The following is a 24619-nucleotide window of genomic DNA, read 5'->3' as shown; positions in this document are numbered from 1 at the left end:
CGTCGGATCCAGGCGATCTTCTCGGTGACGGCGGCCAGCGGCTCGNCCCAGGTCAGGTACACGTCCGCGTGGGTCGCGGCGACGGGGCCGGCTGCGGACGAGGAACCGCCGAAGTACAGCGGCGGGACGGGGTCGGGCAGGGTGGGCAGTCGGGCGGCCTCGACGTCGAGGTGGGTGCCGCGGTGGGTGACGGTCTCCCCCGCCCACAGCCGGCGCACGACGGCGAGGAACTCGTCGCAGCGGGCGTAGCGGGCCTCCTTGTCGAGAGGGTCGCCGTAGGCGCGCTGCTCGTGGGCCTCCCCGCCGGTCACGACGTTGAGCAGCAACCGGCCGGGGGCGTGCGCGCTGAACGTGGCGGCCATCTGGGCGGCGAGCGTCGGACTCAGCAGGCCCGGCCGGAACGCGATGAGGAACGCCAGCCGCTCGGACTCGCGGGCCAGCATCGCCGTCGTCAGCCAGGCGTCCTGACACCACGCCCCGGTCGGGGTGAGCGCGCCGGCGAACCCGAACTCCTCGGCGGCGCGCGCGATCGACGACAGGTAGCCGATGGTGGACCGCCGGTCGCCGGCCNCGACCCCCGCGGGCAGTCCGTGACCCCCGCCGACGATGAAGCGCGAGTCGCCGTAGGTGGGCAGGAACCAGTGCAGCCGCAGCGTCATGTGCGGACACCTCCAGGGATCGCGAGTCCGGCGGGGGCACGCCGGGCGGGGCGTTCAGAGCTGGCCGTGGCGGGGCGGCGGGGTGCCGGACAGCAGCCAGCGGCCGATGTGCTGGACCTTCCAGCGGCTCGGGTCGTGCAGGGTGTGGGTACGACCGTCGCGCCAGTGGCGGGCGAGGTTCAGCGCGCCGGCGGCCGCACGGGTGCCGCCGAGCTCGAACAGCTCCGACGCGGCGCGCACCGCGGCCCGGGCGCCGGCGACCTTGGCCACGGCGGTGGCGACGGACGCCCGCGCGGTGGCCTCGTCGGTCGGGTCGAGCTCGGCGGCGTCGATGGCCGCCGCCGCCTCGCGCAGCAGCGCCTCCGCCGCTCGCACCTCGATCTCCAGCTCACCGGCCTGCTGGACGAGCAGCGGATCGTCGGCGGCCCGCGCCGCGCCGCTTTCGAACCACGGCCGGGCCGTGGCGACCTGCGCGACGGCGGCGTCGAGCGCGCCGCGGGCGATGCCGGTGTCCAGCGCGGCGTGCAGGACCTGCGCGCGGGCACCGTACGTCGTCGGCCCGTCGAACAGCGACGAGAACGGGACGACCTGGCGGGCCTCGACCGCCACCTCGTCGAGACGGACGGTGCCGCTGGCCGTGGTGCGCTGGCCCAGGCCGTCCCAGTCGTCGACGACCTGCACGCCAGCGGCGTCCCGGGGAAGGTAGGCCAGCACCTTGACCGGCGAGCCGTCGGGGCGCGCCGGGGTGTCGGCGAGGACCGCGCGCACAACCAGCCAGTGGGCGAACAGTGCGCCGGTGCAGTAGAACTTCTCCCCGGTGAGCAGGTAGCCGCCGGCGGGGCCGCGGCGCAGCGTGGTGGCGTCGTCGGCGATGGTCCGCCCGCCGCGCTCGGTCTGCGCGTTGGCGAAGCGCCGTCCGGCAAGCGCCTGGGCGAAGTAGAAGGCCTGCTGGTGGGTGTCACCCTGGCGGCGCAGGGCGTCGAGGAAGACGAAGTGGCTGTGCGGGATCTGGGCGAGGCTCGCGTCGGCGGTGGCGAGCAGCCGGAACACCTCGGCCAGCGTCGCCACCGCCACGTCCGCGCCGCCGAAACGGGCCGGCACGGTGATGCCGAGCAGCCCCGAGCTGGACAGCTCCTCGACCTCGACGGCGGGCAGCCGCCGCTCGGCGTCCCGCGTGGCGGCGCCCGCCGCGAACCGTGCCGCGAGCGAGCCCGCGACCTCGACCGCCTCGGCGTCCGAACGCAGCACCGCGGCTGGACGGTCGACGGCCGGCGCGGTCGCGGCGGCGGACGGACGATCGGACACGTCGGCACTCCTGAGGTCGAGGGGCAGCCCTGAGGTCGAGGGGCAGCCCTGGACGGTCGGACCGGTCAGCGGTAGAGCGAGAACTCCGGGGCGCGGCGGTTGAGCGTCCAGTCGCCGACCTCGCGCGCCTTGTAGGCCACCGGGTCGTGGACGGTGTGGGTGCGCAGGTTGCGCCAGTGCCGGTCGAAGCCGTAGGCGCTGGTCGTCGCCCGCGAGCCCTGGATCTCGAACAGCCGGCTCGCCGCCGCCAGCGACACCTTCGTCGTCAGGTACTTCGCCTCGTAGACGGCGATCGCCGCCTCGGCCCGTTCGTCCGCGGTCAGCTCCGGGCCGACGTTCAGGGCGTCCTGCAACGCCGCACCCGCCCGGTCGGCCAGCAGGGCGGCGGCACGGATCTCACTGCGCAGCTCCCCGACGGTCTGCAGGATGTAGGCGTCGTCGGTGGCCCGCTCGACGCCGGCGGTCTCCCACGGCGCGGCGTGCAGGCGGGTCCAGTCGAGTGCCTCCTCCAGCGCGCCCTCGGCGGTGCCGATGTAGAAGTTGACGAACGCGAGCTGCCAGTGCGGCGTGACCAGCGTCTGGTAGGGCGACAGGGTGCGGCCGGTGAGCGGGTCGTCGCCGAGCAGCTCGGCGCGTTCGATGCGGGCGTTGTCGAACACGACGCCGCCGGAGTCGGTGAGCCGCTNGCCGATGTTGTCCCAGTCCTGCAGGGCCTGGAAGCCCTCACGCCCGGCGGGCAGCGAGACGAACACGAGCTCGCCGTCGAGCGCGGCGGTGACGGACAACTGGTCGCCGAGGCTCGCCCCCGAGGCGAACGAACGCCGGCCGGTCAGCCGGAAGGCGTCGCCGTCGCGGGTCAGCACCAGGTCGGAGCCGCCGCGCGGGTTCTGCACGCCGCCCCAGAACAGCTTCTCGGCGCCGTTGCGCCGCGACTGGGCGTCGGCCTGCTCCGGCGTGCCGAACAGCGGAGCGATGCGGGTCTGGGCGTAGTGGTAGCCGAGCAGGTGGGCGATGGACGTGTCGCCGCGGGCGATGCGGCGAGTGAGCTGGGAGGCCTGGGCGTAGTCAAGGCCGTCGCCGCCGTAGGCGACGGGCTCCTGGACGGCGAGCAGGTCGTGGCGGCGCAGCAGTTCGACCTCGGCGCGCGGGGTGCGGTTGGCGCGGTCACGCTCCGCGGCGGTCGCGCGCAGTTCGGCGGCGACGAGATCGGCACGGGCCAGCGCCGCGGTGAAACGCGCCGCGTTGTCGTCGGCGGTCGTGGCGGCGGTCGTCGTGGTGGCGGTCGCGGTGGCGGCGGTCGCGGTCGTGGCTGCGGTTGGGGACGGTCGCCGGTCGGCGTCAAGAGACATGCAGGGCTCCTCGATGAGGGAGATGGACACGTACGTGGTGGTGCGCGTGCACCCCGGAGGCGGAGGCTGGTCACGGACACTGGGCGCTGCCCGTGCGGCGGTAGTCGACGTGGCGCCGCCGGACCAACCGCCGGTGGGCCGCGTGCGGGCGGTCGGCGGGCATCGTCAGGAGGCTCCCCGGACCAGCTCGCCGCGTTCGGCGGCGTCGGCCTCCAGCTCCCGCACGAGCGGCAGGATGCGGCGGCCGAAGTACTCGACGTCCTCCAGGTAGTGCAGGAAACCGAGCAGCAGCAGGTCGACGCCGCGGCGGCGGTAGGCGACGATGCGCTCGGCGATCTGCTCGGGCGTGCCGACGAGGCCGGTGCGGAAGCCGTCGTTGTACTGGACCAGGTCGGCGAACTCCGAGTCCTGCCACATGCCCTTGCCGTCCGAGGTGGACCGGCCTGCCTGCTTCACCGCGGAGCCGAAGCCCTCGACGGCCTCCCGGTCCGCCTTGGCGATGATCTCGCGGAGCACCTCGCGGGCCTCGGTCTCGGTGTCGCGGGCGATGAGGAATCCGTTGAGGCCGAACCGGACGCGCCGGCCGTGGCGGGCCGCCTCGGCGCCGACCTCGGCGATCTGCTCGCTGACGCCGTCGAGGTCGCGGCCGTTGCTGAAGTACCAGTCCGACACCCGGCCCGCCATCGCCCGCGCGGCGGTGGAGTTGCCGCCCTGGAAGATCTCCGGATGCGGCCGGTCGAGGGCCGCCACCGGCTTGGGCTTGAGGTCGAAGTCGTGCAGGCGGTAGAAGTCACCACGGAACTCGGCGTGGTCGTCGGTCCAGATCTCGCGCAGGTAGCGGATGAACTCCTCGCTGCGCCGGTACCGCTCGTCATGCTCCAGCCAGGGCTCGNCGAGCTTGGTGAACTCGTCCTTGAACCAGCCGCTGACGACGTTGACGGCGGCCCGGCCGCCGGAGAGCTGGTCGGCGGTGGCGATGAACTTGGCCAGCACACCCGGATGCCACAGCCCCGGGTGAATCGCGGCGATCACCTTCAGCCGCTCGGTCGCCAGCAGCAACGCCAGGCTGAAGCCGGTCGACTCGTGCTGGTAGGCGGCGCCGTAGGACGCGATGTAGCGGACCTGGCTGAGCGCGTAGTCGAACCCGTTGTTCTCGGCGAGCACGGCGAGGCGCCGGTTGTAGTCGTAACTCCAGTCGGTGCGCTGCTCGATCCTGCTGACCACCAGGCCGCCGCTGACGTTCGGCACCCAGTAGGCGAACTTGATCGGCTCGTGACCGACGTCGACGTCATCTGACATCGGGTAGTACCTCCATGGCGACAGAACGAACAGACGGCAGGACGAATACGAATGACGGCGAGTCCCAGTGCTGCTGAAACGCAGAGTCCCAGGACGGCGTTACCCCAACACGGTGATCTCGCCACGGCGCAACACTGGCGGCACCGCGAAATACCAGCGGTACGGCGCAATACCAGCGGTACGGCGCAATGCCGGTGGTACGGGAATGCGGAGCACGGGAATGCTGGCACTACGCAGAATGCAGCGGCCCCGGAGAAGGGCGAGCCGGCGAGGCCGGCGCGGTGTTACTGACCCGACCGCGGCCGGTGCCGGTGCCGTCGGTCAGGCGGCGGGGCGGGCCCCACATCGTCCGGACCGGCAACAGGGCTCGGCCCGGCGACAGGCACGCCGGGCCAGGGTGGCACGACCAGCNCCCGCATCGACGGACGGCCGGTGCTGCCCGGCGATCCCTATAATGCCCATCGACATGGTGACCAGTCTGACCGCGCCGTCCGGACCGGTCAATCAGGGCTCGGCGAGGGTGCGATAGGGCGGCCCTTGCACCGTCCGGGCAGGAAGGCTGCTGCGGTGCGGATCGAACAGCTCGAGTGCCTCGCCGCGGTCGTCCGCCTCGGGTCGATGCGGGCCGCGAGCGAGGCGTTGCACCTGTCCCAGCCGGCGCTGAGTGAAACCATCCGCAACCTGGAACGCGAGCTCGGCCTGACCCTGCTCGACCGCCGCCGCACCGGCGCGACGATCAGCGCGACCGGCGGCGAGCTGCTGCCCTACATCACCGACGTGTTGGAGTCGGTTGACCGGCTGCGCGCCGCCGCCGACGACCAGCATCGCTCCAGCCGCATGATCCGGATCGGGACAGTGAACGCCGCCACGGTGCCGTTGCTCGCCCCCGCCCTGATCGAGTTCCGCGCCGCCCAGCCGAACACCCAGGTCGAGGTCGTCAACACCCAGCAGGCCGACATCCACCGGCTGCTGCTCGACGGCGGGCTCGATCTCGGCCTGGTCAACCTGATGGACGGCGACGACGTCGCCCCCGACCTGGAGACCGCCGAGCTGTTCCGCGGCCGCGCCGTGCTGTGCTGCCGAACCGACAGCCCGCTGGCGCGCCACACCAGCATCCGACCGGCGCAGTTGCTGTCCGAGCCGTTCATCGCGATGCGCTCGGGCTACCTGATGCACCNCTATGTGCACCGGCTGTTCCGCGACGCCAACCCGGCGCTGTCCTATTCGACCGACGGCGCGGAGATGGGCAAGCTCATGGTCGCCCAGGGCCTGGGCGTGACCGTCCTGCCCGACTACAGCATCGCGGGCGACCCGTTGGAACGCGCCGGCCTGATCACCTATCGCCCGCTCGAGACCGACGACGCCACGGTCATCCTCGTCGTCCAACGCCGCCGGACCCGCCACCTGCCCGCCGCGGTGCGCCGTCTGCAGACCATCCTGCTCACCCAGGCCGCCCAGTACCGAGCCGACCGCCAGGCCGGCTNACCATAAAGCGGCCTTCCTCCGAGCCCCCAGCCGTCCGACGCCTGATCGGGCAGGACCCCTGCCTGTATCAGCTATGGTCAGGCTGGCCGTCTTGATCCTTCTCACCCTTGATCGCCCACAGCCGCACCGTACTATCGTCACTGGCGGTGGCAAGAGTCCGTCCGTCTGGCGAAAACGCCACCGACAACACTCCGTCGGTGTGACCGGTGAGAAGAGCACCGAGCCTGCGCGGGCGACTCAGGTCGGCAACATCCCAAAGCGCAACACACCTATCGTCGCTGGCGGAAGCCAGAGTCCGCCCATCCGGCGCAAACGCCACCGACCACACACCACCGGAGTGGCCAAAGAGGGGCTTTCCCAAAGAACGTGGCCGAGTCGGATCAGCCACATCCCACAGCCGCACCGTCTCATCGTCGCCGGCAGAGGCCAGAGTCCGACCGTCCGGCGCAAACNCCACCGACGACACCCAATCAGTATGNCCAAAGAGAGGATCACCAAGGGCACGCGCTTGACTCGGGTCAGCCACATCCCACAGTCTCACCATCTCATCTCTACTGGCGGTGGCTAATGTTCTCCCGTCCGGCGCAAACGCCACCGACCACACTCCTCCGACATGGCCGGCAAGAGGTCTAAAGATCAGCCTTGGCATAGACTCTTGCGCAACCGAAAGTGGGTCAGGAAAAGATGGTGGCGCGTTCGACACATCACGCCGCGGGAAGGCAGGCTCGGTATCCGGTTTCACCCGACCTTTCAACGAAGCGTTTACAGCCGCAAGAAAACGTAGCCGGGCCACGTCGGCAGGAAGATCGAACAAGTCGATCGACACAACCGTCGCCAGCGTACCCGGACGATCACAGTCGTCGATCCTGACGGGCAGCAACTTCCGGATAAGTCCTTCCGGATCGGCGGCGCGCGCAGCCCTCCACTCCTCGCCTCCATAGACCGACGCAAGATAAGACTCCGAGAGGACCGCGATCGTCCGCGTCGCGCGAGTGACACCCTGTTCCATCTTGACTCGCCAGTCGGATCCAGGTACGAAGTCCCACGCCTGAATCAGCACTCGGTAGTCTGCGGCCTCCAACTGCCAGGCCATCCACTCTGCCCACCGCCGATCAGCAGCGGTGTAGGAGATAAAGAAGTCCCACCCAACCGTGCCGTCATCAACCCCCGACATAACGCAACATCTTCTACCGGATTTGCCGACAGTGGTGCATCACGTCGGATATCGGCGTGGCGTGCGGCGCGTGCGGCACGGTGGCCACCGAGACCGGCACGCGGGGCTAGTAGAAGGCAGGCTCTCGATGCATGAGTACCTTCGGCATGCGCCGCGCCGATCCGAAGGAGATGTCCGCCGTGCCGACAGATAGGGGGAGCCGGATCCGATCCATCGGCACCACCGGCCGCTTGCGGGGGATCCCCGACCGCGGGCCGAACAGCACCGCTCTCCCCCGCGGCCCCAACGACAAACAGGTAAGATCGGCGCGGAGCGCGGNGCGTCGGCCCCGACAGCAAGATCAGAGTTGGAGCGAGGTACTGTCTCGCGAAATACTAAGATTGCAAGAGTGGGAGCAAGAGCCCGACAAGTTGGTGCGGTTCCACGGACACCATGATCGCCGAGGTTCGGATCAGGCGGGACGCTCGGTGTGNGGCTCGTAATCGACTTGCAGCCACTCGGGCTACGGAGCGGCGTCAGCGGTGGCCGACGTCGAGGAGTTCCTCGTGGAAGCCGCCGAAACCGGCGGCACGGTCGACGAGGTGGATCTCCAGGATCCAGCGGCAGGGCCGGCCGTCGACGTCGACCCGCCGCATCGGCTGGTCGCTACCGGGGGTGACGTAGTAGTCGATCTTGTTGCCGGGGATGCGGGCGTGCGGGAACTCGCCGATGAGGTGGCCGGCGAGCGGGCCGCCGTAGGCCCAGCCGGCGTCGGCGGCGAGCTGGCTGACGGCGGCGTACAGCTCGGCGCCGGTGATGTCCGGGCGGGCCTCGAAGTACCGGCGGCCGGCATCGAAGATCCGCGGTAGGTCGGCGAGCAGCCGGTGCTTGACCGGGTCGTCGCCGAGGACGAAGGTGCGGCCGAAGTCGGCCTCCCAGCCGTCGAAGACCGGCCCGAAGTCGCAGAAGACGATGTCGTCGGCGCCGATCGGCCGGTCGGGCGGGTTGTCGGCGTAGGGGTACAGGGTGTTCGGGCCGGCCCGGACGATCCGTTTGTGCCAGTGCCGCTCGACGCCGAACATCTCGTGGGCGAGGTCGCGGATCTGGTCACTGACCTCACGTTCCCCGCGGCCGGGGGTGATCAGGCCCCGCACGGCAACCTCGTCGAACAGCTCCGCCGCGCGGGCCTGCGCGGCGAGCAGGTGGGCCACCCGGTCAGCTTCGAGATCCACGATGGCCCATCGTACGGACGCCGTGGCACCGGCGCCCCAAGTCTCACATGGAGCTGGCAGCCGAGGTGCGCGCGACGTTACCGCCGCCGCCGGCGCGCGCGATGCCCGCGAAACGGGTCGTTCCTACAGTCGGTGCGGACATCGCCCGGCTGTCCCTGGTCAGGGAGGGGACCACCCATGACCGCACCCGCCCATCCGGCCCCGACCCGCCAGGACATGGCAGGTCAGGTGCGGTCGGTCTGCTCCTACTGCGGGGTCGGCTGCGGGATGGTGCTCGACGTCGAGACAGGCGACGACGGCCGGCGCCGCGTCGTCAAGGTCGCGGGCGACCGCGACCATCCGGCCAACCGCGGCCGGCTGTGTACCAAGGGCGCCACCAGCGCGGAGATGCTGGCCGCGCCGGGCCGGCTGACCAGCGCGCTCGTGCGCGGCGACCGGCAGGGCGAGCCGGCGGCGGTCGACGTGGACGCCGCCATCAGCCGGGTCGCCCGGGAGCTGCGCCGGATCGTCGACACCCACGGCCCCGACGCGGTCGCGTTCTACGTCTCGGGGCAGATGTCGCTGGAGGCGCAGTACCTGGCGAACAAGCTGGCGAAGGGGTTCGTCGGCACCAACCAGATCGAGTCGAACTCGCGGCTGTGCATGGCCAGCGCTGGCAGCGGCTACAAGCTGTCGCTCGGCGCGGACGGCCCGCCCGGCTCGTACGAGGACTTCGACCACGCCGAGGTGTTCTTCGTCATCGGCGCGAACATGGCCGACTGTCACCCGATCCTGTTCCTGCGGCTGCTCGACCGGGTCAAGGCCGGTGCCCGGCTCATCGTCGTCGACCCCCGGCGCTCCGCGACGGCCGCCAAGGCCGACCTGTTTCTCCAGATCAACCCGGGCACGGACCTCGCGCTGCTCAACGGCCTGCTCCACCTGCTGGTCACCGGCGGTCACATCGACGAGGCGTTCATCGCCGAGCACACCGAGGGCTGGGCGGCGATGCCGGCGTTCCTCGCGGACTACCCGCCGGACCGGGTCGCGGAGATCACCGGCATCCCGGCGGCGGACATCCGCCGGGCGGCGCAGTGGATCGGCGCGGCCGGGGCGTGGATGAGCCTGTGGACGATGGGCCTGAACCAGTCGACCCACGGCACCTGGAACACCAACGCGCTGTGCAACCTGCACCTGGCGACCGGGGCGATCTGCCGGCCGGGCGCGGGCCCGTTCTCGCTGACCGGCCAGCCGAACGCGATGGGCGGGCGGGAGATGGGCTACATGGGTCCGGGCCTGCCGGGGCAGCGCTCGGTGGTGGCCGCGGACGACCGCGCCTTCGTCGAGCAGCAGTGGGGCCTGCCGGCGGGCACGCTGCGCACCGACGCCGGGCGGGGCACTGTCGACATGTTCGCCCGGATGGCCGCCGGCGAGATNAGGGCCTGCTGGATCATCTGCACGAACCCGGTGGCCTCGGTCGCCAACCGGCGCACGGTGATCGAGGGGCTGGAGGCGGCCGAGTTCGTCGTCGCCCAGGACGCGTTCGCCGAGACGGAGACGAACGCCTACGCCGACGTGCTGCTGCCCGCCGCGATGTGGGCCGAGAGCACCGGCGTCATGATCAATTCGGAACGGAACCTGACCCTGGTGCAGCAGGCCGCCGACCCGCCCGGCCAGGCCATGGCGGACTGGCGGCTCATCGCCCGGGTCGCCGCCGAGATGGGCTACGCCGACGCCTTCACCTACCGCGACGCCGAGGAGGTCTTCGCGGAGATCCGGGCCTTCCACAACCCGCTGACCGGCTACGACCTGCGCGGCGTCAGCTACGACCGGCTGCGCGAGACGCCGGTGCAGTGGCCGGCCGCGGCGGCGGACGGCCCGGCGCGCAACCCCGTCCGGTACCGCAACGACGGGGTCAGCCAGCGCCTCGTCGAACGGCCCGACGGGACACGGCCGCGCCTGGCGTTCGCGACCCCGTCGGGGCGGGCGGTGTTCCATCCGCGTCCGCACCTGCCCGCCGCCGAACTGCCCGACGACGACTTCCCGTTCGTGCTGAACACCGGCCGCGTCCAACACCAGTGGCACACCCTGACCAAGACCGGCAAGGTCGCGAAGCTCAACCGGCTCAACCCGGGCCCGTTCGTCGAGATCCATCCGCGCGACGCCGAGGCCCTCGGGATCGGCGACGGCGACGCGGTCGAGGTCGCCTCCCGGCGCGGACGGGCGGTGCTGCCGGCGGTCGTGACCGACCGGGTGCTTCCCGGGAGCTGCTTCGCCCCGATCCACTGGAACGACCTGTTCGGCGAGTACCTCAGCGTCAACGCGGTCACCTCCGACGCCGTCGACCCGATCTCGTTCCAGCCGGAGCTGAAGGTCTGCGCGGTCTCCCTCATCCGGGTCGCCGCCGCGTCGCCCACCGCGCCGGCCGATCTCCCCGCGGCGAGCGCCCCTCCCGCGGACGCGCGAACCGCGCCGACCGCAGCGGAGACGCCGACCGCAGCGGAGACGCCGACCGCGGCGGAGACGCCGACCGCGGCGGAGACGCTCGGGGAGCTGTTCGGCCTGCGGGCAATCGCCGCGCCGGCCCTCGGCGACGACGAGCGGCGCTACCTCGCGGGTTTCGTCGCCGCCCTGGGCGGTGCGGTCCCGGGGGCACCGGGCGGGGTTCCGGTCCTGCCGCCCGGTTCTCCCCTCTCCCCCGCGCAGGCGGTGTGGGTCAACGGCGCGCTCGCCGGGGCGTTCTCCCGGACCCCCGTGCCCCCGCTCNCCTCCGTGCCCCCGCTCGCCCCCGTGGACGACGCGGAGGACGGGACGGGACCGGGGACGCGGGAGGTCACCGTGCTGTGGGCGTCCCAGACGGGCACCGCCGAGGACTTCGCCGTCACGACCGCCGCCGAGCGGCTCACCACCGCCGGTTGGACGGCGCGGGTGCGGTCCATGGGTGAGTTCTCGCCCGAAGAGCTGCGCGACGGCGGCGACCTGCTCGTCATCACGAGCACCTTCGGCGACGGCGAGGCGCCGGACAACGGCGGCGACTTACTGGAGTCGCTGTCGGCGCCGGATGNGCCCCGCCTGCCGCACCTGCGCTACGCCGTTCTCGCCTTCGGCGACTCCAGCTACGCCGACTTCTGCGGCCACGGCCGACGCGTCGACGAGCGGCTCGGCGAGCTCGGCGCGGTGCGACTGGTGCCCCGGACAGACTGCGAACCGGACTATGAGCAGGACGCCGCGAGCTGGCTTCACGCCGTGCTCGCCGCGCTGGCCCCCGCGGACCACGGCGCCCCCAGGAAGCCGGCCGGCCCTGCGAGGCCCGCCGGCCCGGAGAACCCGGCGGGCACGGCGCCGGCCACCGTCGCAAGCCGGCCCTCCCGCACCGCGCCGACCGCCGCGCCGCTGATCGGCAACGAGCTGCTCAGCCGGCCCGGTTCAGCGAAGGAGGTGCGGCGGTTCGCCTTCCGCACCGCCGGCACCGCGCTGACCTACGAGGTCGGTGACGCCCTCGGCGTCTGGCCGGTGAACGGCGCCGACCTCGTCGCGGAGTGGCTGGAGCGCACCGGTGCCGACCCGGGCCAGCCCGTGCCCGTCAGCGGGGTGGGCGAGATGCCGTTCGCCACGGCGCTGCGCAGCCACCTGGACATCACGGGGATCACTCCGGCGTTGCTGCGGTTCGTCGCCGAGCGCAGCGGTGACCGCGACCTGCACACCCTGCTGCGCCCGGACAACTCCGACGCGCTCGCGCAATGGACGTGGGGACGCCAGGCGGCGGACGTGCTCGCCGAGCTGCCCGTGCGGGCCGGGGCGGCCGAGTGGGCGGGGGTGCTGCGGCGGCTGCAGCCCCGGCTGTACTCGATCTCGTCGAGCCCGCTGGCCCATCCCGGCGAGGTGCATCTGACCGTGTCGGTGGTCCGGTTCGACGGTCGGGGCGGCCGGGCCCGCGGGGGCGTGTGCTCGACGTTCCTCGCCGACGGACCCGGTGAGGCGCCGGTGCCGGTGTTCGTGCAGCGCTCGGCCCACTTCCGTCCGCCGGCCGACCCGGACACGCCGCTGGTGATGATCGGACCGGGGACGGGTGTGGCCCCGTTCCTCGCGTTCCTGCAGGACCGCCGCGCCCGCGGTGCCCGCGGCCGGACGTGGCTGTTCTTCGGCGAGCAGCGCCGGGCCACCGACTTCTACTACGCCGAGGAGCTCGCCGCGCTGCAGGCGGACGGCACGCTGCACCGCCTGGACGTCGCCTTCTCCCGCGACCAGCGGTCGAAGGTCTACGTCCAGGACCGGATGCGCGAGCACAGCGCCCGGCTGTGGTCGTGGTTGCAGGACGGCGCCCACCTCTACGTCTGCGGCGACGCCAGCCGGATGGCCGCGGACGTCGACCGCACGCTGCGCGAGATCGTCGCCCTGCACGGCGGACTCGACGCCGACGACGCCGCCGCCTACGTCCGCCAGCTCACCGCCGACCGCCGCTACCTGCGCGACATCTACTGACCAGCCGCCGCCAACAGGTCATCACGGAGTGTCAACCACGGTCGGACGCGTAGCGCCCTGGACACTGTCCCGCATCTGACGATGCGGCCGTGGGGTGGGGCCGGGACCCGTGGAGAGGACGACGATGCGCTCGGTGCGTACCCTCATGGCCTCCGCCGCTGCGGCGGTGCTGGCGACGATCCCGATGGCGGGGCCGGCGGCGCAGGCCGCGACCGGCGAGCGGGCGGGGCCGCGGCCGGTGGCCGGCGGATCCGACCAACCGGTCGCGCCGGTCGATCTCGGGTTCGCGCCCGACCTGCCCTACCACTCCGCGACGGCGATCAACGACCGCGGGGTGATCGTCGGGACCGCCTCCGGCGGCTCGTACGACCTGCACGGCTTCCGCTGGGCGGCGGGGCGGTCGGCGGCGCTGCCGGACGACGCCCCCGGCCCGTCCGAGATCAACAATGATGATCAGATCGCCGGGTTCGTGCCGCACCGGGACAGGCTCAACACCGGGTTCGTGCTCGGCGCCGGGCGCGGCACCGTCGACACCGGCTTTCCGGTCGGCGGCCAGAACGAACGCGGTGAGGTCGTCGGCGCCCTGCCGGGGCCCGACGGGAACAGGCGCGCGGTGCGCTGGTGGCGCGGCCAGACCATCGACCTCGGCGCCCCGCCCGCAACGTCGAGCGACGGCGTGGCGATCAGCGACGGCGGNCAGATCGCCGTGCGGGTCAGCGACGCGGACGGCAACCACGCCCGCGTGGCCCGCTGGGCCGGCGGCCGGCTCGACGCGCTGCCCACGCTGCCCGGTGGGGGCGCGGCCTGGGCGACGGACATCAACAACCGCGGGGACATCGTCGGCTGGGCGGACACCGCCACCGGCTCCCGTCACGCGGTCGTGTGGCTCGGCCGGCGCCTGATCGACCTCGGCGCCGCCCTGCCCGACCGCACCAGTGAGGCGACGGCCGTCAACGACGCCGGGCAGGTCGTCGGGCAGACGTCCGACGCCGGCGGCCAGCCCGGCCACGGTGTGCGCTGGGACCTCGGGCGGCCGCGAGACCTCGGGACCCTCGGCGGCACGACCAGCGTGCCCATCGCGATCAACGACCGTGGGGACGTGATCGGTGACAGCACCACCGCCGACGGCCACCGCTACGGCTTCCGCTGGTGCGACGGCCGGATGACCGGTCTCGGCGATCTCGGCGGCGGGGAGAGCCACGCCGCGGCGATCAACGACCGCGGTCAGGTCGTCGGCGCCGCGCAGCTCCCCGGCGGCCGTACCCGCGCCGTCCTCTGGCAGTGATCGTCAGGAATCGCGGCCCGGCCTGCCCACGCCCTCGCTGCACGGCCTGGACTCGACGCCCGGACCAGCATCACTACCGCGTGCCGGCCGACGTTGCCCGTCGGCGTCGTCACCGCTATGCGCATCGGGCGCCTCCTCGATGATCCTCTCGGACTGCCGCCCGATCTTTACCCCGACCGGCGGCGCCCCGGGCGCGGGCGGACCGGCCGGGCGGGCGGGGGTGGCGCCGCTCGGCACCGACGCCCCGCGCAGCACCGAGGCGAGGCCGGCGAGCACGCCGAGCCCGGCGGCGACCGCGAACACGATGACGAGCCCGTGGTGGAAGGGCCCGGCGAGCAGCTCGGGGAAGAACTCGCGGCCGGTCAGCGTCGCCCGGTTCGCGGACGGCACGGCGGCCAGTCCGCCGCCGGCCGACAGCAGGTGCTCGACCGGGTTCACGCCGAGGACGGTGGCGAACAGCGACGACACCGGCGGCAGCGCGGCGACATCGTGGGCGACCCCCGCCGGCACGCCCTGCGCGCGCAGGCCGCCGTCCAGCGCGTCCGGCAGGGTGGCCGCGAGACCCGCGATCATCAGCGAGAAGAACACGCCGATGGACAGCGCGGTGCCGGAGTTCTGGAACGTCGCGCGCATCCCCGAGGCGGCGCCGCGCTGCTCCGCCGGCACGCTGCCCATGATCGCCGAGGAGTTGGGGGCGGCGAACATCCCGCCGCCGATCCCGTTCAGCCCGATGAACAGGGCGAACGCCCAGTACGGGAAGTCGACGGGCAGCAGCATCAGGCCGACGAAGCTGCCGGCGAACACGGCCATCCCGGCGGAGGCGAGGCCACGGGCGCCGAACCGGTCGGACAGGAAGCCGCAGACCGGCCCGGCGACGAGGATGCCGACGGTCAACGGCAACAGGTAGATCCCGGCCCACAGGGGCGTGTCCTCGTAGTCGTAGCCGTGCAGCGGCAGCCAGATCCCCTGCAACCAGATGATGAGCATGAACTGCAGGCCGCCGCGGGCGACGGACACGGCGAGCCCGGCGACGTTGCCGGCGGCGAACGCCCTGATCCGGAACAGNCCGAGCGCGAACATCGGATCGGGGTGCCGCCGCTCGACGGCGACGAAGGCGGCGAGCAGCGCCACTCCCCCGACGAGCAGGCCGACGACCGCGGGATTGGTCCAGCCCATGGCGTGCCCGCGGTAGGGCTGCAGGCCCTCGGTGACGGCGATCAGCACGGCGGCCAGGCCGACCGCGAAGGTGATGTTGCCCCACCAGTCGATGCGCCGGGGGCCGCCGCGCGGCGTGGCGGTCTCGCGCAGCCGCCGGTACGCCCACACCGTCCCGAACACCCCGACGGGCACGTTCACCCAGAAGACCGCCCGCCAGTCCAGCACGGCGAGCACGCCGCCGGCGACGAGGCCGACGAACTGGCCGGCGAGCGAGGCGACCTGGTTGATGCCGAGCGCGAAGCCCCGCTGCTCGGCGGGGAAGGCGTCGGTGAGGATCGCGGCGGAGTTCGCGGTCAGCATCGACCCGCCGACCGCCTGCAGCACCCGCCAGCCGATCAGCCACAGCGCCCCGCGGCCGGCGTCGAACGGGTCGAACGACAGCAGGATCGAGGCGAGCGTGAACACCGCGAACCCGGCGTTGTAGATCCGGACCCGGCCGAACAGGTCACCGAGCCGGCCCAGGGCGACGACGAGCACCGCCTGCACAAGCCGGTAGCCCATGATCATCCAGAGCAGGTAGCCGACGTTACCCGGGGCCAGCGGGTCCAGGTGGATGCCGCGGAAGATCGGCGGCAACGCGATGAGAACGATCGACCCGTCGAGCGCGGACATGAACACCGCCGCGGTCGTGTTCGCCAGCACCACCCACCGGTAGTTGTCGTCCACACCCGCCGCCGCGACGGACCTCCCCGCGCCGAACCTCCCTGCGCCGAACCTCCCCGCGCCGAACCTCCCCGCGCCGGATGTCCGCGGCCCGGAGGCCGGCATCAGACGCGTTCCGCGAGGCGTTCGAGCAGCGGCGCGGCCGCGGCGAGCTGGTCCAGTTCGGCCCGGGTGAACCCGGCCGACAGCGCCCCGGTGAGCAGCTCGGTGCGCGCGTCGCGGCGGCTGCGCAGCGCCGCGAGCCCCGACCCGGTCGGTGAGAGGATCACCTGCCGGCCGTCAGCCGGATCGCGACGGCGTTCGACCAGGCCGCGAGCCTCCAGTGCGGCGAGGGTGGCGCCCATGGCCTGCGGGCTGATCTGCTCGAGCCGGGCCAGCGCCGCCGCCGTGGCCGGGCCGCCCCGGTCCAGGCGGGCCAGCGCCGCCGACTCGGGCATCGTCAGCTCCCCCGCGGGCTGGGCCTGGCGCAGCCGGCGCACGAGCATCCCGAGGCTCAGCCGCAGGGCGACGGCGATCTGACGGATGTCAGGAAGGACCTCTGGAAGGTCATCGGGCTGGTCGTCGGGCTGGTCGTCGGGGTCCGAGGGCATTTCATCAGGCTAGGTTGATAAACCTGGACTGACAAAATCTGAACTGCGAGTGTCTGGACTGCCACGCCGGGCGTCAGGCAGCCCCCGAGCCCACGCCGGCGCGGGCCTCGTCGAGTACGCGGGCGAGCAGCCGGGCGGCGAACTGGTCGATCGGCGGCACCAGGTCGGGCGGCAACAGCTCGTACTGGCGGATCAGCCGGGTGACCCGGGCCGCGAGCAGGGTGTGACGCAGCGAGGCGAGCAGGAGGTAGTAATCCATGTCCTCCATCGGCCGGCCGAGGAGCTCGGCGTAGCGGGCCACCGTCGCCGCGCGGTCCGGCAGGCCGGGCAGACGCGCCAACCCGACGCCCTCGCCGAGGTGGCGGTCGAGGTGCAGGAACCAGCCGAGGTCGGTCTCGGGCTGGCCAAGCGACACCATCTCCCAGTCGAGCACGGCCGCGACCCGCTCCCCCTGGAAGATCAGGTTCCCGATCCGGGCGTCCCCCCACACCAGCCGGACGGGATGGCGCTCGGCCGGCGGATGGTCGTGCAGCCAGGCCAGCGCGTCGTCCACCACGCCCCGGGCGGCCTCGTCGACGGCGAAGAACTCCAGGTGACGCTCGTAGGCGGCGAGCTGCTGGACCGCTCCGACCGGGCCGTACTCGGGCTGCCCTGCGAAGTCGAGCCCGAGCCGCTGCNGGTCGAGCCGGTGGATCCCGGCCATCGCGACCAGGCCCGCGTCCCAGACCCTGGCCCGCGCGGCCGGCGCCATCTCGATCATGAAGCCCTGCATGTGGTAGGGCGGGAGGTCGGCGGGCACGTCGCCGTCGACCCGACCGAGCACGACGAACGGCGCGCCGAGCACCTCCGGGTCGAGCTCGTGACCGTACACCGGCGGCACCGGGACGTCGGTGTCGCGGGCCAGGATCTCGGTGACGCGGCACTGCTCGGCGAACCGGTCCCACGGGTAGAGCCGGAACCGCCGCGGCGCCATCCGCACGACCAGCGGCAAGGAGACCCGCTGCCCGTCCGGCCCGATCCGGGTCGCCGGCAGCAACACCAGCTCCCCGGAGAACCCCTGCCCCGACGGCACGGTCGGCTCACCGACCTCCCACCGCACCCCCGCCGTCCCACCACCCGCCGGGCCACCACCCGCCGGGCCGGTGGCATCGGCGGGATGCTCGGCGAGCCAGGCGGCGAGCCGAGCCCGCAGCCGATCCGGATCGGTCTGGAACGGGACGGCCACCGCGCACCCCCTCGCGCCAGACCGGACGGCATGGCGGTCGACCCTCACCTCGGGCGAGACCCGAGGACTGCCCGCGGACGAAAAAATCACACCGAACGGAACATTCTCCCGAGCCAGCCTCCCGCCGACCCCCGCGCCGCGCAAGCACCACAGGCGGTTCCGCGCAACCGCGCCTCACCGCCTGGCCGCGGGGCGCCGCAACCCGCCCGCCGCTGCGCAGGAACCACCGCACCGGCATCGGCGGGCGCGAAACCACCATTACGGTCGCTGCGCTCCGATCCGGACGTCGACGCCCGGCGAGTAGTGCACGAGCGGGTCGCCGGTCGGATGCGGCAGCCCGGCCGCGGTGAGCAGGTGATCGTCGACGTCGAGCAGGTCGGCGCGGTGCAGCGGCCACGGCTCGTGCCAGACCGGGGCGTGGCGGCGCCGCCCGCCGGCGGCGCTGAACAGCCGCCAACGGGCGGTCAGGGAGTGCTCGCGCGGGCCGAGGTCGGCGGCGGCGAACGGCGCACCGATGCGCACCCGCACCCGGCTCTCCGCCGCCGCCGGACGCGGGGCCCGCCGCCGGCACCGGTAGGTGATCTCGTCACCGACCCGGGTCAGCGCCATCGACGACCAGAAGTACGGCAGCCGGAACCGCGTGCGGGCGACGACGACGGCGCCGAGCCGCGCGGCGTCCAGCGAGAGGAACCACACCCCGTGCCGGCCCGCAGCGTCGACCACGTAGGTCCGTACGTTCGTCTCGCAGAACGTCGTCACCGGCCCGAACCCCCGGCCGCCTGCGCTCGCCACCCGCATCCGGAACGGCACCAGTCCCACCCAGGGGGCGCCGTCGAGGACCTCGACCCGCAGGTGCGCGGGCACCAGTCGCGACACCACCGCCGGGTCGAACGCCCAGTGCACGAACGTCAGCTCCGCCCACCGCTGCGTCATCGTGGGTCGCTCGACACGGAACGGGCAGGACCCGCCCGCAGCAGGGACTCCGCCATCCCCCAGGTGGGGGCGGCGGGGGGAGGTCAGGTGCGGTCCTGGATCTCGCGGACGGCGCGGTCGATGTGGTCGGAGTGCTTGTGGTCGGTGCGGTCGTCGACCACGTCGCCGAGCTTGGCGACGGCGGCGTCGATCTTGTCGTCGTGCTCCTCCGCCAGGTCGCCGAGCTTGCCGAGCGCGCCCTTGAAGTCGACCATCGAATGCTCCCCTTCGTCGGATGCCGGGCCCAGGGCCGCGGGCGGGACGCACGGCGTCGTCACCTCCGCGGCGGCCGGGTCGCCGGCACGATCCTGCCGCCGCTCATCCTTCCAGGTGGTGAGGAGCGGTGGCGCCGGAACGGCCACGCCGCCGCAGCAGGAGCAGGGTGGCGTCGTCGTCGTTGTCCGGGTCGCGGCAGGTCCGGAACAGCGAGTCGCCCAGGCCGCGCAGGTCCGGGTGGGCGGCCGCCGCGGGGACGGCCTGGGCGCGCAGCCGCTCGATGCCGACGTCGGGGGCCTCGGTGCGCCGCTCGGTGAGTCCGTCGCTGAACAGGGCCAGCGCGTCCCCGGGCGCGAGGCGCACCTGCGCCGTCCACCCGCCAGCCCCGCCAGCAGCGGCCTCGCCGCCTGTCCCCGGAGGCATCGTGCCCGCCAGGCCGGGGATCGCGGCGCCCACCGGCGGGGCGATCTCGACCTCGACGACGACCGGCTCCCCCACGGTCGGCAGCAGCACCGGCGGCGGGTGACCGGACGAGGCGATCTGCGCGAGCCCGGTCACCGGGTCGGTGACGGCGACGGCGACCGTGGCGATGGCCTCCGGCAGCAGGGCGGCGGCGAGCCGGTCGAGGCGGTGCAGGACGCTGCGGGCGGGCCGCGGGTCGGTGGGGTCGAGGTCGACGACGTAGGCACGCAGGGCGTTGCGCAACTGCGCCATCGTGCCGGCGGCGGCGACGCCGTGGCCGGCGACGTCGCCGACGATGAGGGCCACCCGGCCGTCGGGCATCGGGACCGCGTCGTACCAGTCGCCGCCGACCCGCCCGGCGGCCGCCGGGTCGTACCACGCCTCGATCTCGAAGCCGGGAATCGACGGGAGGCGCTCGGGCAGCAGGCTCTCCTGCATCAGCCGGGCGAGGTCGGCGCCGCGGCGGGCCGGCGGGTACACCAGTCGCAGCAGATGCTGGCGCAGTTCGGCGGCGATCGCGAGGTCGTGGGCCGACCAGGGGCGGGCGCGGCCGCGGACGACCTCGCGCCAGCGGTCGAACGACCGGCGCGGGCTGAGCCGCACCCCGGCGCCCTCCTGGGCGGTCAGCTCCTTGTTGCGCGGATCGCCGCCCCAGTCGACGGTGCGGACGGTCTCCGGGCGGAACCAGGCGACCCCCTCGTCGCCGGACAGTCGGAAGGCGAGGATGCCGCAGGCCACGTCGCGGTGCTCGGCGAGGTGCGGGGCGTCGCGGGGCAGCGCGTCGCAGGCGAGGATGGCGCCCTCGGTGGCGAGGGCGTCGAAGGCCGCCCGCAGCGCCGCGCGGGGCGGGACGGCGCCGAACGTGCGGTACTCGCCGTCGATCGCGACCGCGACCCCGCCGCAGGAGATCAGGTCGGCGAGGTTCGGCCCGCCCGCGGTCAGGACCTCGACCAGCGACGCACCGTCCCCCTGCGCCTCGGCGAGGAGCCGGTCGAGCGCTTCGCGGGTCGCCAGCGTCGCCTCCAGGGTCTGCTCGTTCTCCCGGGACACCAGCCGCAGCGAGAACAGGTGGCCGAGGAACTCGGCGGCGGCGCAGATCTCGTAGCCGGGTTCATGCGGGCCGGAGTAGTGATGGCAGGCGATGAGGCCCCACAACCGACCGTCGCGCAGCAGCGAGATGGACATGGACGCGGTGACGCCCATGTTCTTCAGGTATTCGATGTGGATCGGCGAGACGCTGCGCAGCCAGGCGTCGCTGAGGTCGAGCGGGCCGCCGGTGACCGCGTTCACCGCCGGGACGAGCGGGACCGGCCGATAATCCACGTCCGGGATCAGCCGCAGCCACGACCGCTCATAGAGGGCACGGGCCTGCGCGGGAATGTCCGTGGCCGGATAGTGCAGTCCGCGAAAGCTGTTCAGGCGGTCGAGTTTCGCCTCGGCGACGACCTCACCGTTCCACTCGGCGTCGAACCGGTAGACCATCACCCGATCGAATCCGGTCAGCCGCCGAACCTCCTCGACCACCACGTCGAAGAGGTCGGCGAGCGAACGGGAGCCGTTCAGGCGCAGCACGGACTGTCGGGTCCGTGCGTAGGTCCCGGAATAGGACAGCGGCCGGGCGCTGCGGGCGGGTTGCAGCTCGATGACGACCTGTTCGCCCACGCGGTGCAGCAGGGCGTCGTAACGGCGCAGGTCGTGACCGTCGCCGACGGCGAGGTCGAGCGGGCTTGCCTCGCNCAGGTCGAACGCGGTCCGCACGACGTCACGCACGGCCTTCGCCGCCGAGGCGCCGACGAGCTCCCGCAGCGGCCGGCCGACCGCGGCCGCGGCCTCGTGGCCCAGGGTCTCCGCGGTGTTGGCGGAGACCTGCACCACGGTGAGGTCCTCGTCCGCGCGGACCGCGAGCAGCACGCCATGGGGCTGCACGCTGCCCGGGATGTGGATGGGCTCGCGGTCGCAGTTCGTCAGGTCCACGGGCTCCGGCCGCGGCATCTCCGAGGGCGGCATCCCCGACGACGGCATCCCCGACGACGGCATCCCCGACGACGGCATCCCCGTGAACTCGCCGGCGCCACTCACCGGGCGAATTCCGCCTCGAGGGCGCCGAACAGGGCCGCCGCGGCGCCGGCGCAGGCCTCCACCCGCGCCGCCTCGCCAGCCGTCGCGGCGCGGATCGCCTGGCGGACCTGGCTCCAACGCCGGCCGACCTCGTCGCCGTAGGAGCCGAAGAACGCCGTCGCCGCCGGCGGCACCGCCGTCGTCACGACGTGGCGGACGATGAACCGGCCGCCCAGCGTGGCCCCCTCGAATACGTACAGCACACCCATCGCCGCCGCGATGTCGTCGACCGTCGGTACCCGGGGGCGCGGCCGCGCGGCGAGGGCCGCGTCATCGACGCCGAGCAGCCGCAGATCATGCCGCAGCAGCGGCACCTTTCGCCGCGACGGCCAGTCGGGCAGCGGCGAGCCGGCGCCGGTCAGCATTTCGTCGAGCCGCGGCTCCAACGCGTCATAGTAACCGTGCATCCGCATCAGGACGTCACGATAACGACTGACCGAAAGGTCAGGCGACAGCAGCTCGAGTGCGCTTTCGAGCCGGGTATGTGCCGCGGCCGTGCTCCGCCGCAGCACCGCCATCACATCGGGAAACGCCGGAACGGAACCGCCACCGTCGTGCATAGCGATGCTGCCCCTCAGTACTCGTCGCACTCGGATTACTGCGATATGGCGTCACCTTCGCCTACCGGCAGCATACCGGCGCCGAGGTGACCGCCGTGGGGCTTGGCAACGATGCGAGGACCCCGCACCACGGCGTCAGCGCAGCTCGTCGGCGGTGGTGCGGGCGGCTTCGGTATCGCCGGTGCCGGTCGGGCCGGAATGCTGCTGGCCGGCGGGGCGGACGTGGTCCACGATCGCCGCACAGAAGGCCTTCAGATCATCCGGGCGCCGGCTGCTGATCAGCGTGTTCACTCCCGCGGTGTCGAGGACGACCTCCTCGTCGACCCAGTGGGCGCCGGCGTTGACGAGGTCGGTGCGCACACTCGGCCAGCTCGTGATCCGCCGGCCGCGCACGACCTCGGCGTCGATGAGCGTCCACGGGCCGTGGCAGATCACCGCGACCGGCCGGCCGGCGTCGAAGAAGGCCCGGGTGAATCGGACGGCGTCGCGCTGCGAGCGCAGGAAGTCCGGGTTCGCGACGCCGCCGGGCAGGATCAGGGCGTCGAAGGCGGCGGGGTCGGACTGGTCGACCGTCTCGTCGACGTCGAAGCGGTCGCCCCGGTCGAGGTGGTGGAACGCCTGGATCTTTCCGGGGGCGGTCGACACGAGGACCGGCTCGCCGCCGGCATCCCGGACGGCCTCCCAGGGCTCGGTGAGCTCCACCTGCTCAACGCCGTCGGGGGCCACCAGGAACGCGATGCGGGTGCCCGCGAGATCCTTCGTCATCAGCGTGCTCCTCTCTCGTCCGCTCTTGTCTGCTCTCGTCTGCTCTCGTCCGCGGTCTGCTCTCGGCAGCCCTGCCCGGCCTCGGCCCGGTTACGCAGGTCCGCCACACAACGATCCGGCGGTGACTCTGAGAAACATCACGTTGACGCATGGCCCGACAGCTCCGGCGACCGACCTTAATTTATTACAGAAAGCGACACATCCGCTCCTGTCGGAATGACGACTCATCCCGGAGCATCGGCCATTGAAGACGGCCACATACGATTTCCTCCGACCGGGACATATGATCTTGGGCCGCCGGTATGGCGGGTTCTCCAAGACATGTCCGCCGCATCAGGGAGGCATCCGATAGACCGCAACGAGCTCATCGACCTGACTCGACGGGCGCTCAAAATCGTCACCGACAAGACAACGGACATGACGCCCGAGGAGCGGCGTCAACCGGCGGCCGTGTACACGGAACGGGAACGCTTCGAGGCTGAGCGGGAACTCGTCCTGAACTCGCCGCAGCTCGTCGGCTACCGGTCCGAGCTGCCGAACCCGGGAAGCTTCTGCACGAAGACCGTCATGGACGTTCCCGTGCTGTTGACCCGCGGGTCGGACGGCATTGTGCGAGCCTTTCAGAATGTGTGCGCCCATCGTCAGGCGCCGGTCGCGCAGGGCTGCGGCGAGGCCGAGCGGTTCGTCTGCCCGTATCACGCGTGGACGTACGACAACCGCGGCTGCTTCGTCGGCGGCCCCGGCCGGGAGGGCTTCCCCACCACGATGGCGGGCGGCGTCCGCCTCACCGAGCTGCCCGCCGCCGAGCATTCCGGCTTCCTGTGGGTGGGCCTGCGGCCGGACGCCGGGCCGCTCGACATCGGCGCCCACCTCGGTGATCTCGGCCCGGAGCTCGAGTCCTGGAACATCGGCAACTGGGCGCCGATCGGCGAGAAGACCCTCGATTTTCCGATCAACTGGAAGCTCGCGCTGGACACGTTCGCGGAGAACTATCATTTCGCGACCGTGCACAAGGACACGTTCGCCCTGTTCACCCGGAGCAACTGCGCGCTGTTCGACTCCTACGGCCCGCACCATCGGCTGGTGTTCCCGATGCGTCACATCGGGGATATCGCCGACCAGCCGGAGGAGAGCTGGGAGCCGCTACACAACTTCGTGGTGATCTACGCGTTGTTCCCGAACATCGTCCTGTCGTGCACCGTGGCCAACGGCGAGGTGTTCCGGGTCTACCCCGGCACCGGTCCGGGCCACTCGGTGACCTACCACCAGAACGCCACCCCGATGGATCTCACCGACGAGGCGACCCGCAAGGCGGCGGACGAGATCTTCGAGTACGCCCACAGCACCGTCCGCGACGAGGACTACGTCCTGGCCAGCGACATCCAGCGGACCATGGCGACCGGCGTGCGCCCCGAGCTGGTGTTCGGCCGCAACGAGCCCGGCCTGCACCACCGGCACGCCGCCCTCGATGCCGCCCTCGGCACCGCTCTCGGCCAGCCGATCGCCGAGCCGCTCGGCCGCTGACCCCCGCGCGGGCGCCCCGCCCCCGCCCGCGCCGCCCCGGTCCGTCGCTCACCGCGCACGGACCGGGGCGCCACGCCCGTG

The 24619-nt window shown here is 72.7% G+C and carries 13 protein-coding genes and 16 pseudogenes; 8 read left to right on the top strand and 21 right to left on the bottom strand.

All coding sequences use genetic code 11. The annotated features are described in order from the left end of the window. The 7 genes and pseudogenes from FF86_RS49295 to FF86_RS49270 all read right to left on the bottom strand — a co-directional run. A pseudogene (locus FF86_RS49295) lies at positions 1 to 45 on the bottom strand (hypothetical protein); the annotation flags it as partial. 1 nt (position 46) lies between these two features. After that, positions 47 to 570: pseudogene (locus FF86_RS49290) on the bottom strand (LLM class flavin-dependent oxidoreductase); the annotation flags it as partial. A 143-nt stretch (positions 571 to 713) separates the two neighbouring features. After that, on the bottom strand, positions 714 to 1964 hold the full coding sequence (locus FF86_RS15290) for an SfnB family sulfur acquisition oxidoreductase (RefSeq protein WP_082121962.1): 1251 nt from the start codon (positions 1962 to 1964) through the stop codon (positions 714 to 716). Positions 1965 to 2029: 65 nt separating this feature from the next. Continuing rightward, a pseudogene (locus tag FF86_RS49285) lies at positions 2030 to 2649 on the bottom strand (acyl-CoA dehydrogenase family protein); the annotation flags it as partial. 1 nt (position 2650) lies between these two features. Next, positions 2651 to 3313 (bottom strand): acyl-CoA dehydrogenase family protein (locus FF86_RS49280; RefSeq protein ID WP_242418810.1); only part of this gene is annotated, 663 nt, incomplete at its 3' end. A gap of 165 nt (positions 3314 to 3478) precedes the next feature. Continuing rightward, a pseudogene (locus FF86_RS49275) lies at positions 3479 to 4205 on the bottom strand (LLM class flavin-dependent oxidoreductase); the annotation flags it as partial. A gap of 1 nt (position 4206) precedes the next feature. Beyond that, positions 4207 to 4612, bottom strand: a 406-nt coding sequence (locus FF86_RS49270; RefSeq protein WP_242418809.1) for an LLM class flavin-dependent oxidoreductase, incomplete at its 3' end; no start/stop codon positions are given. A gap of 567 nt (positions 4613 to 5179) precedes the next feature. Between FF86_RS49270 and FF86_RS49265 the strand changes: the two are divergent. Together FF86_RS49265 and FF86_RS49260 are read left to right on the top strand one after the other, a co-directional pair. After that, positions 5180 to 5789, top strand: a pseudogene (locus FF86_RS49265) (LysR family transcriptional regulator); the annotation flags it as partial. Position 5790: 1 nt separating this feature from the next. Beyond that, a pseudogene (locus FF86_RS49260) lies at positions 5791 to 6095 on the top strand (LysR substrate-binding domain-containing protein); the annotation flags it as partial. Between the two features lie 69 nt (positions 6096 to 6164). Here FF86_RS49260 and FF86_RS49255 read toward each other — a convergent pair. From FF86_RS49255 to FF86_RS15270, 3 genes and pseudogenes are all read right to left on the bottom strand, one after another. Further along, positions 6165 to 6549 (bottom strand): annotated as a pseudogene (locus FF86_RS49255) (WD40 repeat domain-containing protein); the annotation flags it as partial. A gap of 27 nt (positions 6550 to 6576) precedes the next feature. After that, on the bottom strand, positions 6577 to 7271 hold a 695-nt coding region (locus FF86_RS49250; RefSeq protein ID WP_255355800.1), incomplete at its 3' end, for a toll/interleukin-1 receptor domain-containing protein. A 515-nt stretch (positions 7272 to 7786) separates the two neighbouring features. Further along, positions 7787 to 8482 (bottom strand): M24 family metallopeptidase, encoded by a 696-nt coding sequence (locus FF86_RS15270; RefSeq protein ID WP_095212182.1) that lies wholly within the window; start codon positions 8480 to 8482, stop codon positions 7787 to 7789. Between the two features lie 177 nt (positions 8483 to 8659). On the opposite strand from FF86_RS15270, the pseudogene FF86_RS49245 reads away from it, so the two are divergent. From FF86_RS49245 to FF86_RS35940, 5 genes and pseudogenes are all read left to right on the top strand, one after another. Continuing rightward, positions 8660 to 9894: pseudogene (locus FF86_RS49245) on the top strand (molybdopterin-dependent oxidoreductase); the annotation flags it as partial. A gap of 1 nt (position 9895) precedes the next feature. Next, positions 9896 to 11224, top strand: a pseudogene (locus FF86_RS49240) (molybdopterin oxidoreductase family protein); the annotation flags it as partial. 6 nt (positions 11225 to 11230) lie between these two features. Further along, positions 11231 to 11522: pseudogene (locus FF86_RS49235) on the top strand (flavodoxin domain-containing protein); the annotation flags it as partial. 1 nt (position 11523) lies between these two features. Then, on the top strand, positions 11524 to 12940 hold a 1417-nt coding region (locus FF86_RS49230; protein WP_242418808.1), incomplete at its 5' end, for a sulfite reductase flavoprotein subunit alpha. Between the two features lie 697 nt (positions 12941 to 13637). Beyond that, a pseudogene (locus FF86_RS35940) lies at positions 13638 to 14225 on the top strand (HAF repeat-containing protein); the annotation flags it as partial. Positions 14226 to 14228: 3 nt separating this feature from the next. Here the strand turns inward: FF86_RS35940 and FF86_RS49225 are convergent. From FF86_RS49225 to FF86_RS15220, 11 genes and pseudogenes are all read right to left on the bottom strand, one after another. After that, positions 14229 to 15290: pseudogene (locus FF86_RS49225) on the bottom strand (MFS transporter); the annotation flags it as partial. A 1-nt stretch (position 15291) separates the two neighbouring features. Beyond that, on the bottom strand, positions 15292 to 16055 hold a 764-nt coding region (locus FF86_RS49220), incomplete at its 3' end, for an MFS transporter (RefSeq protein WP_396229897.1). A gap of 155 nt (positions 16056 to 16210) precedes the next feature. After that, positions 16211 to 16591: a MarR family transcriptional regulator gene (locus tag FF86_RS15250; RefSeq protein WP_044885931.1), complete on the bottom strand. Its 381-nt coding sequence runs from the start codon at positions 16589 to 16591 to the stop codon at positions 16211 to 16213. A 178-nt stretch (positions 16592 to 16769) separates the two neighbouring features. Then, positions 16770 to 17373, bottom strand: a pseudogene (locus tag FF86_RS49215) (phosphotransferase); the annotation flags it as partial. Position 17374: 1 nt separating this feature from the next. Continuing rightward, positions 17375 to 17675: pseudogene (locus tag FF86_RS49210) on the bottom strand (phosphotransferase family protein); the annotation flags it as partial. A 504-nt stretch (positions 17676 to 18179) separates the two neighbouring features. Continuing rightward, on the bottom strand, positions 18180 to 18854 hold the full coding sequence (locus FF86_RS15240) for a YqjF family protein (protein ID WP_044885900.1): 675 nt from the start codon (positions 18852 to 18854) through the stop codon (positions 18180 to 18182). 83 nt (positions 18855 to 18937) lie between these two features. Next, a complete protein-coding gene (locus tag FF86_RS32030) occupies positions 18938 to 19108 on the bottom strand; it encodes an antitoxin (protein ID WP_009742703.1) in 171 nt (56 codons plus the stop codon). Positions 19109 to 19211: 103 nt separating this feature from the next. Beyond that, positions 19212 to 21307, bottom strand: a pseudogene (locus tag FF86_RS15230) (SpoIIE family protein phosphatase); the annotation flags it as partial. A 1-nt stretch (position 21308) separates the two neighbouring features. Further along, positions 21309 to 21650: pseudogene (locus FF86_RS49205) on the bottom strand (hypothetical protein); the annotation flags it as partial. After that, entirely contained in the window at positions 21647 to 22207 is a 561-nt protein-coding gene (locus FF86_RS15225) for a biliverdin-producing heme oxygenase (protein ID WP_236705990.1), read from the bottom strand. The gene FF86_RS15225 and the pseudogene FF86_RS49205, both read right to left, overlap by 4 nt. Positions 22208 to 22384: 177 nt before the next feature. Further along, complete coding sequence (locus FF86_RS15220) at positions 22385 to 23014, bottom strand: type 1 glutamine amidotransferase domain-containing protein (RefSeq protein ID WP_082121960.1); 630 nt, start codon at positions 23012 to 23014, stop codon at positions 22385 to 22387. 321 nt (positions 23015 to 23335) lie between these two features. Here FF86_RS15220 and FF86_RS15215 point away from each other — a divergent pair, with 321 nt between their 5' ends. Next, the gene (locus tag FF86_RS15215; RefSeq protein WP_199865411.1) at positions 23336 to 24538 is read left to right on the top strand and encodes an SRPBCC family protein; all 1203 of its coding nucleotides are present in this window, start codon (positions 23336 to 23338) and stop codon (positions 24536 to 24538) included. Positions 24539 to 24619 lie beyond the last annotated feature (81 nt).

Origin of the sequence: Frankia sp. CpI1-P (assembly GCF_001421075.1) — a bacterium.
In the GTDB taxonomy this organism is placed as follows: Bacteria; Actinomycetota; Actinomycetes; order Frankiales; family Frankiaceae; genus Frankia; species Frankia torreyi.
This window is presented reverse-complemented; position numbering and strand designations above follow the sequence as displayed.